This window comes from Streptomyces sp. ME02-8801-2C (genome assembly GCF_033793965.1).
Lineage (GTDB): Bacteria > Actinomycetota > Actinomycetes > Streptomycetales > Streptomycetaceae > Streptomyces.
Genome location: NZ_JARAXP010000023.1, coordinates 90313 through 104306, shown reverse-complemented (window position 1 = coordinate 104306; position 13994 = coordinate 90313). Strand labels below are relative to the sequence as shown.

The window sequence follows — 13994 nt, the reverse complement described above, 5'->3', positions numbered from 1 at the left end:
ACCACGCCCAGGCCGACCGCAACGTACGACGTGTATGACAGCCGGGGCCGGCCGCGAACAGGGGACCCCCTGCGGGGGCCGGGGCTGCCAGTGCGGGTTCTGCTGCGGGTGGCCCTGCGGCGGGTACGGCTGCTGCGGTTGCGGCGGCGGCCTTGTTGAGGGACACGGCGGGGTCGGCCAGGAGGGCGGAAGGTGCCTCGGCGCCGGCGAGGGCCGCCTTGGCGGCAGCGGCGGCGGCGCTACGGGCCTTGGCGGCGGCGTTACGGGCGGCCACCGCGGCGTCCTTGGCGCCCTGCGCCTTGCCGGCGTCCTTGGACGCGGCGATCGCGGCGTTGTAGGCGCGGGCGGCGGCGTTGCCGGCCTTCGCGGCGGCCTGGGCGGCGCCTACGGCGGCCCAGGACGCGCGGCGGGAAGCCTGCACGGCGGCGTTGGAGGCGTTGACGGCGTTGCGGGAGGCGTCGGCCGCGCCCTTCGCCGCACTCGCGGCCTTGCGGGCCGCGGCCCCTGACTTCTGTACGTCGCTCTGGGCGGCGGCGGCCTCGGCGGCGGCCTTCTCGGCGGCCTCCTTGGCCTTGACGGCGGCGGTCTCGGCGCGGGCCCCGGCCTCGACGGCCAGGTTCGTCTCGCGCTCGGCGCGCTTGCCCTCGCGCTCGACGACGGCCACCAGCTCCTCGATGGTCGCCGACTCCTGGTCGCGGGCGCGCGCGATGTGCTGGCCGGTCTCCATGAACCACTCGAGGTCGTTCGCGGTGCCGCTGAGCGCGCGGTCCGCGTACTTCTTCACCTCCGGACCACCGGTCAACAGCATGGCGTTGACCTGGAGCCGGGTGTCCTCCACCCGGGCGTCGTACTGGCCGTCGGCGAGGAAGTCGATGAGGGCCTGCTCGGTACCGACGTTCAGGGCGGCGTTGGCCTTGCGGACCACGGCCTTGTCGCCGGTGGACGCGACGATGCTGGTGGCGACCTGGAGGTCCTCGCGAATGGCGGCGGCGAAGCCCTGCGAGAGGAATCCGGCCACCGCTCCGTCACCGTTGTCCAGTGCGGCGACGGCCTCGCGGCGCAGGCCCTTGCCCGCGCGGTCCAGACTGCGGACGATCGCGACCCGGTTGTCCTGCACGATCTGCTGCGGCAGCGTCTGCGCGAGGAAGGTCTGTATCTCCGTGTCGGTCCCGTAGAGAGCCTTGGTCGCGGCGGCTTTGACACCCTTGCCGCCGGTCAGCCACGCACGGACGGCCTTGGCGCGCTCGGTGTCCGGCAGCGGCACCGGGTCGGCGCCCGCGGTCTCGGCGGCCACGGCGATGGCCGGCCGCAGGATCGAGGGGGCGGCGGCGACAGCGGTCGTCGCCGCGATCGCTCCGAGAACACGACGTCTGCTCCAGAAAGCTGTCTGCATACGGAACTTGCCCTTCTACGAGTAATGCGGTGACGTGTCGGATTTCGCGTCGCAAATGGACGACAGATCCGTTGATCGACGTTCGCACAAGTCGTGAACAGTATCAACGTAGTAAAAAACTCGGAGCAGTTGGGCCAATTGAGGCTTGAACTGTGCAGTCGCATATGACCATTTGACGGACCGACACATTTCCTTCGCAAATGCAGTTCGCGATTCGGGTACGTGCCGGCCCGTTGTCAGACCCATCCGTCAGAATCCGGCCATGCTGACAGCGACAAGCGCGAACGGGCACGTGGTGAAGCGTCCCTCGGAGCCGGACATCGGGACGATGCTCGCCAATCTGGGACGCGGCAACGAGCACATGCTGCTCGACCGGCAGGAGGAGGACCTCGAAGGGGACTGGTACATCCAGGTCCTGCTCCACGACAACAACACGTACCAACTGGAGTACCGGGACGGCGTCCCCGCTGAGCACTATCAGACGCAGACCGTCTCGCAGGAGAAGGTGCTGGCGGCGCTGACCGGTTGGGCGACCGGCAGGGCGGGCCGGCGCGACGGGTTCATGTGGAACAACATCGGCGACATGTTCACGTCGGCACCGTCACCCGGGGGATAGCCCCCTGCTGAGGACGCCGGGTCACCGCAATGTGCGGGTGCCTGCGCGCAGGGGACTGTGTGGGCATGTCACGGATGAGTTCCCCCATGATGCTGCGCTACGCCCTGAAGACCGTCCGCGCGCGCAAGGCAGGCTTTCTCGGTGCCTTTCTCGCCCTGATGTGTGCGAGTGCCCTGATCACCGCGTGCGGCACGCTCCTCGAGACGGGGTTGCGCGGCACCGTCCGGACCGAGCGTTACGGCGCGGCCCCGGTCGTGGTCTCCGCCGATCAGAACGTCCATCAGACCACCGTCAAGCAGAAGAAAGGCAAGACCAAGGTCAAGCACAAGGCCAAACCCATCGCCGAGCGCGCCTGGTTACCGGACAGCGTCAGGCGCACTTTGGCCGGCACACCCGGTGTCGCCCGCGTCGTTCCCGAACTCACCTTCATGGCCGAGCCGTTGACCCCGAACGGCACCGGCGGCCGGCCCGCCTTCGGGCATGCCTGGGAGTCGGCCGTGCTGACGCCCTACCGGCTCGTCGCGGGTACCGCCCCCGCGGCCGTCACCGATGTCGTCGTCGACCGCCACCTCGCCGAGCGCGCCCGCCTCGAACCCGGTGACCGTCTCGCCGTGCAGTCGACGCAGGCCCCACGCTCCTACCGTGTCTCCGGTATCGCCGCCCCCACCACGGCCGTTCGCCACCAGACGTCCCTGTTCTTCTCCGACGCCGAGGCCCGGCGTCTCGCCGACCGGCCCGGGCAGGTCACCGCGTTCGGTGTGATCCCGGACGCGGGCACCGATCCGGGCCGACTGCGCAGCGCCGTCGCCACAGCGCTGAGTGGCACCGGCGCCCAGGTCAGCGCCGGAGACGCCCGTGGTCCGGTGGAGTTCCTGGACGCCGCTGCCGCGCGTACCAAGCTGGTCAGCATGGGCGGCGCCATGGGGGGCACCTCACTGCTCGTGGCGGTCCTCGTGGTCGTCGGAACCTTCGCGCTCTCCGTCCAGCAACGCCATCGCGAACTCGCCCTGCTCCGGGCCATCGCCGCCACCTCCGGGCAGATCCGCAGGCTCCTCGGGCGGGAGGCCCTGATCGTCGGAGCGGCTGCGGGCACGGCCGGAGCACTGGTGGGGCTTCCCCTGGGCAGTTGGCTGCACGGCAGGTTCGTCGCCCTGGGCGCCGTACCCGCCACCTTGGAGCACACCGTCGGCGTCTTCCCGCCGCTCGCCGCCCTCGCCGCGACCCTGTTCGGTGCGTGGGCCGCCGCCCGGATCGCCTCGCGCCGGGTCGCCCGGATCCGCCCGGCCGAGGCGCTCGCCGAGGCCCGGACCGAGCGCGCCCGCCCCGCCTGGGGTCGTCTCCTCGCCGGTCTGCTGCTGCTCGCCGGTGGCGCCGTCCTCGTAGCCCTGCTCAGCGTCCTGCGCAGCGAGCCCGCGTCCACGCCGGTGACGTTCCTCGCCGTCGTCGTCCTGTCCGGTTCCGTCGCCCTGCTCGGGCCGGTTCTCGTCAAGGCAGCCGCCCTTCTGCTCGCCGGTCCACTGCGCCTGACCGGCCCCGGTGGGGGGCTCGCCACCGCCAACCTTCGCGGCAACGCCGTCCGCATGGCCTCCGTCGTCACTCCCCTCACCCTGCTGATCGGTATGACCTGCACGGTCCTGTTCGTGCAGCCCACCCTCGGCGACGCGGCCCGCGCCCAGACCCGTGACGGCGTCCACGCCGACTGGGTGGTCACCTCCCAAGGTCCGGGCGTCCCGTCCGAAGCGGCACGGCAGCTGCGTACGCACCACGCCGTCGTCACCGAAGTGGTCCGTACGACCGTCCGCGTCGGGCTCGACAAGTACGCGGCGCAGGGCGTCAGCCCGGCCGGCCTCGCCCGCACCTGGGATCCGGACGTCACCGCCGGGTCCCTCCGAGGGCTCACCGAGCGCACAGTCGCCGTCAGCGAGCTTGCCGCCGACCAGCTCCACCTGGAACCCGGAAGCACCCTGAAGCTCACGCTCGGCGACGGCACGCCCGCCACGCTCACCGTCGCCGCCGTCTACACCCGGGGGCTCGGCTTCGGGGACCTCACCTTCGCGCACGACCTGCTCGTACACCACGTCGACAACCCGCTCTCCACCTCCCTCCTCGTCAGCACGGACCGTACACAGACACAACTCTCGACTACTCTGCGTGAGTTCCCGAAGCTCGATGTTCTCTCGCCGGCCACCGCCGACTCGCTCCAGGCGCGGCGCCTGCAGGCCAACGCCGAGGTCAATTTCCTCGCCATGGGGCTCGTGCTGGCCTTCACGGCCATCGCCGTGGTCAACACGCTCGCCATGTCGGTCTCCGAGCGCGTCCGGGAGTTCGCGCTGCTGCGTCTCGCGGGGGCGACCCGCCGGCAGGTGCTGCGCATGCTGCGTACCGAGGCCCTGGCGGTCCTCCTCCTCGCCGGTGCCCTCGGCAGTGCCGTCGCCCTGGCCGTCCTGACCTCGTTCAGCATCGGTATGACAGGAGAGGCGGCGCCGGCCGTCGTACCGCTCGTGTACGTCACGGTGGTCGCCGTGGCCGGGCTCCTCGCGCTCGTCGGGACCGCCCTGCCCGGCCGCGTGGCGTTGCGGGTCCGGGCGGTGACGGTGGCGACGGCCAGGGAATGAGGTACCGCCGAGCAGGGCATTGGGTCGGGTCGGGAACAGTCGGTCCCGCCCGAGCGGTTGCATCTCCGGGGGATCGGCCTGGTACGGGCGGGGAACACGGAGACCGTAAGGTCGTCCGCCTCGCCACGTCCGGGTCCCCGGGCCGGCGGCACGTTCGCCGCCGCTCACTCGGAGTCAGACGTTTTCATCCGCTGGAGGACTGTTCCATGACTGACCGGCCCTTGACGCTCATGGCCGTGCACGCGCACCCCGACGACGAGGCCACCGGGACCGGAGGGGTCCTCGCCCGGTATGCCGCGGAGGGCATCCGCACGGTCCTCGTGACCTGTACCGACGGGGGATGCGGTGACGGGCCGGGAGGCACGAAGCCGGGTGATCCCGGGCACGATCCGGCGGCGGTCGCCCAGATGCGTCGGCAGGAACTCGAGGCCAGTTGCGAGGTCCTGAAGATCAGCGATCTGGAGATGCTCGACTATGCCGACTCCGGAATGATGGGCTGGGCCGGCAACGACGCCCCCGGTTCCTTCTGGCGGACACCCGTTGAGGAGGGCGCGGCCCGGCTCGCGGAACTCATGCGGCACTACCGTCCCGACGTGGTCGTCACCTACGACGAGAACGGCTTCTACGGCCATCCCGACCACATCCAGGCCCACCGCATCACGATGGCGGCGCTCGAGATGACCGAGCTGACACCGAAGGTCTACTGGACCACGATGCCCCGCTCGAAAATGCAGCGGTTCGGCGAGATCATCCGTGAGTTCGGGGAGGACATGCCGGAGCCGGATCCCGCCGAGGCCGCCGCGCTGGCCGAGATCGGTCTGCCCGACGACGAGATCACCACCTGGGTGGACACCACCGCGTTCAGTGATCAGAAGTTCGACGCGCTGGCCGCGCACGCCAGCCAGGGCGAGAACATCTTCTTCCTCAAGATGGGCAGGGAGAGGTTCGGCGAGTTCATGGGCCTGGAGACCTTCCTGAGGGTCCAGGACACCACGGGTGCGGCCATACCCGAGGACGACCTCTTCGCCGGCCTGCGCTGATCCGATCGTCCCGACCGGCTGACCGCCCGGAGTCCCGGCCACGCCGGTTCCGCGACGGGCGGCCCGCGTCAGAACCTCGCGCCCGGGTGCCATGACTTCTCCCTCGCCCTTCACAAGGTCGTCCGCGTCCGTCAACTGCTAGGATTCGACAGCTTGTTCGGGGGGACGGGGCCCTCCGCGGGGGAGGGAAACCAAGTGGCTTTTCATACGTTCGTGCGTGGCTCGCTTGCCGCCGTCACCGGGTTGGCGCTGTATGTGTCCGCCGTCCCGCCGACAGCGTCGGCGCACGCGGAAACCACGGCGGAGACAGAGGTCGTCGTCCCGGCCACCATGCGTACGACTCCGCGCACGGCGCGTCCGCAGAGTGCCGGGGCCTCCGGCTTCCTCGAGTACCGTTCCACCGCCGCGGGCCGCGGCCTCTGGTGGACCACGTACGACGGCCGCCGGAAGCCCGTGGAGGGCGGCGATCGGCTCGAGCCGCGCACTCTGGGTTACTACGGGACCGGGTCGGACGTCGTCGCCCTTCCCAGCCTGTCGCAGAACGGAACCGGCGGGCAGGTCCTGCTCCGTGACATGGGGACCGGGACGACGGAGACCGTGGCGATTCCGGCAGGGCAGAGCTATCTGAGGACGTACGGGCGCATCGTCCTGACCGGGATTTCCACGGGTGGGGAACGGACTGGACTGTTCCTGCTGCACAACGAGAACGGCAGCACGGTGCAGCAGCCCCTCACCGGCTTCCCGGACGGGGCGGTCCTCGATTCTCTTCCCCGGGGCACCGCCTCCGGGCTTCTCGTCACGTACGCCGACGCGGACAACCTCTCCCAGCAGGCCTGGGTGGATCCTCAGACCGGTGCCGTCACCCTCCTGCCCCCGGGGGTGTCGAACTGGGCCGCCGTGGCGGGTCCCGACTACGTGGTCAGCAGGTCGTCCACGTCGACGGTGCGGGTGTACGCCGCGGGTGCCTTCGACTCGCCCACACACGAGATTCCGTTCGCCGCCAACGCCGCGCACAAGATCCTCGGGGTCGTCGGTGACGCGCTCGTCGTCGCGCGGCGCGACGAGTCCTCCGTCTGGAGTGTGTTCGCGGTGCCCTTCGACGGCTCCGGGGAACTTCCCCTGGCCAAGCGGGCGGATCCCGAGGCCGCCCTCGTCACGCCCGACGGTGGCCTGCTGCTCGCCGGCGGGGAGTCCTCCGTGGACTACGGCATCGCCAAGATCGAGGCGGGCGCCGACGGTCTGCCCGCGATGCACCGGATCGTGGACCTGCCGGCCGTGCCCATGGGCATCGAGTCGCTCGATCTGAGCGGCGGTCAGCTGATGACCTACGAGTCCGGCGACCAGGCGACGCGCCTGTACAGCCGCTCGTTGCTCGCGAATGGAACCCTGACCGCGGGCACCCGCACCGACCGGGGGGGCACCGGGAGATGCGGGATCATGGCCGGGGACTACGGATCCTGTCCCCAGCTCATGGGTACGGGTGACGGGCGGGCGGTCTACCGGACCGGGGACGGCGTGCTGCGCGTCCTGGACCGGGGTGAGTCGCTCCCCGGGACCGTGTTCGCCTCCGGCCTCGACGAGACCCAGTGGCTCGGGGACGCCGCCGGCCGGTACGCGAGCTGGAAGGGGCCGACGCCCGCGGGAGACGGCCTGACGGTGACGGATCTGGACACGCGCCAAGCCGTACTCACCCGCGCTGGTTCAGCCGGCAGGGTCCCCACCGCCCTGTGGGGGGAGGCCCTGTGGACGTGGTCCGCCGACGGCACCGCGACGGCCACCGAGGTGCGTTCGGGCGACACGGTCGCGTCGTTCCGGGTGGGCGGTGGTTGCGGTGCCGGGGACTTCCAGGCGGTGGGGCGCTGGGTGTACTGGTCCGGTTGGTGCGACGGTCCCCAGGGGCAGGTGGCGAAGGCCTTCGTGTACGACGCCCGCAGCAGGAAGCTCATCGCCGCTCCGACCGGACGGGAGAGCCGCCTGGGCGACGGTTTCCTGGTCACGCGTGACTCCACGTCCGGGGCACTGAACGTCACGGACGTCACCGGCGGCTCCGCGGTGAGCCGGCCCCTGGCCGCCGCGGCCGGGAAGTGGGACGTCGATCCGTACACCGGCCTGGTCGCTTACGTGGACCCCGCCTCCCAGGACATCCACGTCGTGCAAAGCGGCCCGACCGCCACGGACATCGCGGTCATCGGGCAGAAGGCGGCACCCTCGCTCCATGTGGTGGGCCCGTCGTCCACATGGAGCGGCACATGGTGGGCGTCGAAGCCGGCCGAGTCGTGGACGTTGGTATTCAGGAACAAAGCGACCGGCGTCATCGCGGTGATCATGGGCGAGAACCGCCCCCGGGACTTGCTCCGAGTGGCTTGGCAAGGCAGAACACCCTACGGGAACCTGGTACCCAACGGCACCTACACCTGGACGCTGACGGTGATGCCGGGCGACCGGCGGGGCGCGCCGACCACGGTGTCCGGCTCGCTGAAGCTGGTCGGTGGTGCTGCCGTGAGGCACGACCATGTCGGGTCCGACGGCTTCGGTGACCTGCTCACGCTCACTCCTTCGGGCGCGCTCACCTTCCACCAGGGCGACGGCGCCGGAAGGTTCCCGACGAAGACGACGGCCACGGGCTGGCCGTCCTCGATCACCGCGGTGCCGTTCGGAGACCTGAGCGGTGACCGCTGCGACGACGTGCTGGTGCGGCTCAACAGCGGCACGCTGCGGGCATACCGGCCGGTGTGCGGCAAGGCCCTGACCACGGCCACGCCGTACACCACGCTGGGCACAGGCTTCAACCAGTACAACGTGCTGACCTCCCCCGGCGACGTCAACGGTGACGGCCGGACGGACCTGATCGCCCGCCAGACGTCGACCAATGACGTCTACCTGTACACGTCCACGCGCGGTGGAACCCTCTCGCCGCGGGTGAAGATCGCCAAGTGGTCCGGCTACAAGAAGATCATCGGCGCCGGTGACCTCAACGGCGACGGGCACGGCGACCTACTGGCGCAGGACACGTCGAACAGACTGTGGCGATACGCGGGCACGGGGACCGGCGGCTTCGGGGCGCGGGTCAAGGTGGCCGACAACTGGGGCGCCTCCTACAACGTGGTGGTGGGCGTCGGCGACGTCACCGGGGACGGAAAGGCCGACCTCGTCGCCCGTGACACCTCCGGCAAGCTGTGGCGCCACAACGGCAACGGCAAGGGCTCCTTCGGCCCCCGCACTGCGATTGCCACGGGCTGGCAGGACTACAAGGCCCTGTACTGACCCGACCCACGCAACCCACGGCGGGTGGGCTACGGAGCTGTCCCGCAGTCGTTCACAAGCCGGCGAGGCCAGCCTGGCACGACGGCGAAGGGCCCCACCGCTCGCGGTGGGGCCCTTCGCGTCATCGTCTGCCCGCGCCTGCTGCCGGGTGGTTCATTCAGTACAGGCCCGTGTAGCCGTTCCAGCCGGTGGCGATGCGGGTCTTGGTGCCCAAGGTGGCCGATGGTGTGCCGTTCCAGCGCCACAGGGCGCCCGAGCGGTCGCGGCCGACGAGGTCCGGGCGTCCGTCGCCGTTCAGGTCGCCGGGTACCGTCAGGGCGTTGACGGTGATGCCGGTGGCGATGCGGGTCCGGCTGCCGAAGGCGCCCTTGCCGTTGCCGAGCCAGCGCCAGAGCACGTTCGCACGGTCCAGGCCGACCATGTCGCCGATGCCGTCGCCGTTCATGTCGCCGGCGCCGATCAGCCGGGTGTAGCCGCCCTGGCCCCCGACCACCTTGACCCGCGCGGTCAGGCCGCCCCTGCCGTCGGCGGCGTAGCGCCACAGCACCCCCGCCCTGTCGCGGGCGATCAGGTCGGGGTGGCCGTCACCGGTCAGGTCGCCGGGGGAGGTCAGCACGTTGTACCCGCCGAAACCGGTGCCGAGCAGGCGGTGCGGGCTCCTCGGCGTGAACGCCCTCCCGCACGTGCCCTCGTACCGGGTCAGCCGCCCGGCGGAGTCCCGGACCAGGAGGTCGTTGCACATGTCGCCGGTCACTTCACCGAACGGCACGAAGGCCGACGAGGTGGGCCAACCGCTGCCCAGGACCTTGTGGGCGGTGTCGATGGTGCCGCGCCCGGTGCCGGGCTGGATCGCCAGGCGGCCCGCGCTGTCGAAGGTGAGCAGGTCGCCGATGCCGTCCCGGCCGAAGTCATGGCGTTCCACCGAACGTATCGGCACCTGCTTGTCGAGGAGCACCACGTTCGTGGGCGTGCCGTTCGCGGACTGGGCGGTCATGCGTATCCGGTAGGTACCGGTGCGGACCAGTGCGCCCTTCTCGTTGCGCCCGTCCCAGACCGCGGTGAGGGTCCCGCGCGTGACGCCACCGGTGACGGTCCGCACGGGGGCGCCGGTGGAGGTGGCGATGGTCAGCTTCCAGCTCGTGGCCGGCCTGTTCAACTGCCAGACGCCCTGGAAGCCGCTGTTCTCCCGCAGGTTGACGGAGGTGGGGACGTCGACGTGGATCGCCCCGAACGGGGAGTTGGTCACCTGCGGCCACTTCACCGTGATGTCGCCGGACGCCGTCTGGTAGGCGACCGGACCGCCGTACGGGTCCACGTTCCAGAACCGGCCCCGGCGGTCGGCGGGGGCGTACGCCGGGGACGGCAGCGGGCCGAGTTCCTGGGTGCCGACCCGGTCGGCGGGGACCGCGCCCGGCAGATAGGTGATCAGCAGCTTGCCGAGATCGGCGTCCTGGGTGACCAGGTAGCCGTCGCCCAGCCGCGCGTAGCCCTGCGGTACGTCGTGCTCCGTCCCGGTGACCTGGTCGAGGACGCGCGCGTCCGCGTCCGGGCCGCAGGACCAGTAGACGTACCGGCCCACCACCTGCAGATCGGAGGGGAGGCAGGTGCCGGACGGTGTCAGGCTGCCCAGCCGACGCATCGACGGCAGGGCGGACCGCTCGAACACGGTGTCGCCCCTCGCGTCGGTCCCGGCCGTCCACAGGGTGTTCCCCCACAGGGCGGCGGCCGGCCAGGAGCCGGTGGTCAGCACTTTGGAGCCGTCCCGTACCTCCACTTTGCCCCGGCCGGTGCGGAGAACCCGGTACGAGGCGGACGCCGCCACCACGGCCGACACCTCTTGCGCCGGGCGGTCGATCTCGCTCTCGCCGGTGCCGGTGAGCCGCAGGCACTCCTCGTAGCAGTCGACGTGGTAGCTGTAATCGGGGTTGGACTCCTCGTACCCGAGGTCGCCCAGGGTCTCGGGCGGGGCGGCGGTCAGCGTCCCGTCGGCCGCGAGGGAGAGCGCGGTGGCGGAGAGATGGGTGCCGTCGTACGCGCTGGTCGCGTCCGCGCGCTCGGTGCCGAGCAGGACCCGTCCCTGGTCGACCGCGATGCCGCCGGCCTCGTACACCGAGACGGCGGGCAGCGGCGCCACCGCTTCGAAGACGGGGATGCCGTCCGTGCCCAGGGTGACGCGCTGGACCGCCCAGTGCTCCGCGTCCGTGCCACCCTCGATGGAGAAGCTGCCGTCGTCGCCGTCGACGAACTTGCCGGTCGAGGCGGCCAGCAGCGTCCGCGCGGGGCCGCCGGTCACCGGCACGGCGAGGATCGTGTTCTTGGCGGTGTCGGGATAGACCACCCAGTCGCCGATCGCCCGGGCCTTGAGGCGGGCGTCTTCCGGAATGTCGATGAGGTGTCCGGGAGCCGCCGGACGCGCGCGGTCGATGACGTACAACCGCGAGTTCGAGAACCTCTTGTCGAGCGCGTAGAAGATCACGGTGTCGCCGGCCAGGTGCGGGTATTCCAGGAGGCCGAAGTCGTCACTCGGTACGTAGGTCAGCGCGGCGGTGTCGAAGTCCAGCAGCGCGGTGCGCCAGGGTTCGCCGCCGTCGGCCTGCTTGTACCAGAACGCGGCTCCCCGCGTGTCCGAGGTCTCTTCGAGCATCCACCCGGCGAAGTCGTCCGCCACGCCGGTCACCGGCCGGTCGACCGGCGTGCCGCCGCCCGCCGGCATCTCCAGCAGGTGGAGCGTCCACTTCCCCTCGACCTGGCGGGAGACCAGCAGGCGGTTCTCAGCGAAGACCCTGGTGACCCGGTCGCCGGCCGGCACGTAGAACCGCGTCACCTTGCCGGTGGGGTAGTGCCGGATCTGGTGGACGTTCGTCGTCTGCGGGACTTTTTCCAGCCCGAGGACGCCGTTGTAGGCGGTCGTGTACGGGCGGTTCGGGATGTCCCTGATCGTGCCGTCGCGGCCGATCCACCTCGCCGGGGAGCCGCCCGGGTACGCACTCGGTACGGACAGGTACCCGGAGCTGTCGGCGGCGGCCAGGAACGCCTGTCGCGGCGCGGCCCGGTGAGCGCCGGTCAGCGTGACGGACGGCATGTCGCCGTCGTCCGCCGCGACGGCCGGCCCCGCCGCGAACTGCAGCAGCCCGGCCACCACGGCCAGGGCCGCCGCGACGGAGACCGCCCCAGTGGCCGTCCGCTTTCTGTACTGCTTGCCGAACTGCTTGCTGGACTGCTTTTGGTACCTGTTCGGCTTTTCGTTCCGCATCGCACGCAGAGTCATGCGTCTCACGCGTCCACCCCCGTTTTGTCCGCCCGTGTACATGCGTGACCCGCATGTACCGCCCAGTCAGACTCACGCCGCGGTGAATGCGTTGTACGAGACCTCACTGTCGTTCGGGTGTCTCCGCGAGGGTCCGCCAGATCTCCGCGGCCAGGTCGATGTTCGACGTCTGCTGGGCCCGTTCGGCGAGTTCGCGCAATTGGGTGCTGCCCTGCTGGGTGCGGCCCTCCTGGATCAGCAGTCGGCTGTGGAGCATGTCGAGCCGGATACGGTCCCGGTAGGTGAGCCTCAGTTCGTCGAGCACGAGTTCGTCGTGGGCCGCGCGCGCGTCCTCGTACCGGCCCTCCTCGAAGGCGAGGTGCACCCGGAGCGTCAGCATCTCCTGGCGCAGTACCGGGGTTCCGACGAGGGCGAGCGCGGGTTCCGCCTCGTCCAGGCGCCGCCCGCACTCGTCGAGCTGCCGGGGTGAGACCTGGAGGTAGAGGGAGGCGGCGGCCAGCCGCAGTCGCATCCACAGGACCAGGTCGAGGCGGCTGTCGAACTCCTCTATGGCCTGCTCCAGCCGTTGCCGGGCGGTGGCGGAGTCGCCCTGACGGAAGCTCACCGTGGCCGCCGCCCACAGGGCCTCCGCACGCAGGGTGTCCGTACGCAGGGTGTCCGTACGTTCCGCCACCAGGGCGAGCAGGTCGTCGGCGTGCGCCCTGGCGTCGTAGAGCCGGCCCGCCTCCGCCTCCACCGAGACCAGCGTCAGCAGGGCCGCGCCGGCGTCCTGGACCGACAGTTTGTGGTCGTGGGCAAGGCGGCTCGCCTCCTGCGCGGCCTCCAGTGCCCGGGGAATCTCGCCGAGGGAGCGCAGACAGCGGGCGAGCTGGGCGCGGGCCCTGCACTGCAGTTCGGGGATCATCAGTTCCTCGGCGGTGCGCACCAGTTCCTCGCGCAGCCTGGCCTCCTCCACGCGCTCCCCGTGTCCGGCCGCGGCGCCGGCGAGGAGCCACAGCACCTGCCAGCGCAGCGTCGGATCGACGGCGGGCGACTGTTCCAGGGCCGCGGACAGTTTCCGCAGCGCCTCGTCGCCGCCGTCGGACGAGGTGGCCAGCGCGAGGGCCTCGGCGACCGAGCCGACGCTCGGTTCGTCGAACTCGGACGGGTCCACCTGGAGCCGTTCGGCCAGGTAGGCGACCGCGCGCGCGGTCGGCTGGCGCGCCCCCGACTCCAGCCGGGACAGATAGCCGGTCGACATGTTGTCGCCGGCGACGGCCGCCTGCGACAGCCCCCGTTCCCTGCGCATTTCCCTGAGGCGGCGTCCGAAGGCAGGTTGCTCCACCATGTGGGTCTCCCCCAGTTGCTCGTGAGGGTGGCGGGGCCTCGTCCGGCAGGGCCTGAGCCACCTCGTGAGATGAGATGCCTGATGTGTCCCCCGACGCCGTGACCACGCTAGTCGCGCACGGGGAGACTGGCAAGGATTTGCCAAGTTCGACACGGGCGATGCGCGTGCCATTTCTGGCAAGCATATGCCCCAAGCGATTCACCGAGCCCTTCGACCGGTAGATCCCCGGCCGTTTCACCTGCCCTCACACTGCCCATCTGAGCAGCAAAAAGGGGAACATCCGCACGTCACGTCCCGATTACTCACCGCTTTGGCAAGTGCTTGCCAAGCTCTGGCAAGCGCTGTTACGTTCGTTTGGCAACACCGGAGCACGTGCCCTGTCCCTGCGGACCCACAAGGTGGTGGTCAGCAATGCACGTCCTGATCGACTGGCCGTAGGCCCTCACTCGAACCAGCACGGAGACAACGCAA

At 70.7% G+C, this 13994-nt stretch carries 6 protein-coding genes and 1 pseudogene; 4 read left to right on the top strand and 3 right to left on the bottom strand.

Going from position 1 to position 13994, the window contains the following annotated elements; translation table 11 throughout:
- Nucleotides 1–1393: pseudogene (locus PV396_RS40505) on the bottom strand (ALF repeat-containing protein); the annotation flags it as partial.
- Nucleotides 1394–1655: 262 nt separating this feature from the next.
- Here PV396_RS40505 and PV396_RS40500 point away from each other — a divergent pair.
- The 4 genes from PV396_RS40500 to PV396_RS40485 all read left to right on the top strand — a co-directional run bounded on the left by PV396_RS40500 (nucleotide 1656) and on the right by PV396_RS40485 (nucleotide 8928).
- Nucleotides 1656–2009 (top strand): hypothetical protein, encoded by a 354-nt coding sequence (locus tag PV396_RS40500; protein ID WP_319213330.1) that lies wholly within the window; start codon nucleotides 1656–1658, stop codon nucleotides 2007–2009.
- Between the two features lie 86 nt (nucleotides 2010–2095).
- Entirely contained in the window at nucleotides 2096–4624 is a 2529-nt protein-coding gene (locus PV396_RS40495; RefSeq protein WP_319213341.1) for an ABC transporter permease, read from the top strand.
- 206 nt (nucleotides 4625–4830) lie between these two features.
- The gene (locus PV396_RS40490) at nucleotides 4831–5664 is read left to right on the top strand and encodes a PIG-L family deacetylase (protein ID WP_319213329.1); all 834 of its coding nucleotides are present in this window, start codon (nucleotides 4831–4833) and stop codon (nucleotides 5662–5664) included.
- 213 nt (nucleotides 5665–5877) lie between these two features.
- Complete coding sequence (locus tag PV396_RS40485) at nucleotides 5878–8928, top strand: VCBS repeat-containing protein (protein ID WP_319213328.1); 3051 nt, start codon at nucleotides 5878–5880, stop codon at nucleotides 8926–8928.
- A 157-nt stretch (nucleotides 8929–9085) separates the two neighbouring features.
- Here PV396_RS40485 and PV396_RS40480 read toward each other — a convergent pair whose 3' ends face one another.
- Both PV396_RS40480 and PV396_RS40475 read right to left on the bottom strand, forming a co-directional pair.
- Nucleotides 9086–12181 carry an FG-GAP-like repeat-containing protein gene (locus PV396_RS40480; RefSeq protein WP_319213327.1) on the bottom strand — a complete coding sequence of 1032 codons (3096 nt, stop codon included), beginning with the start codon at nucleotides 12179–12181 and terminating at the stop codon, nucleotides 9086–9088.
- Nucleotides 12182–12299: 118 nt separating this feature from the next.
- Complete coding sequence (locus PV396_RS40475) at nucleotides 12300–13523, bottom strand: helix-turn-helix domain-containing protein (protein WP_319213326.1); 1224 nt, start codon at nucleotides 13521–13523, stop codon at nucleotides 12300–12302.
- Nucleotides 13524–13994: the final 471 nt, after the last annotated feature.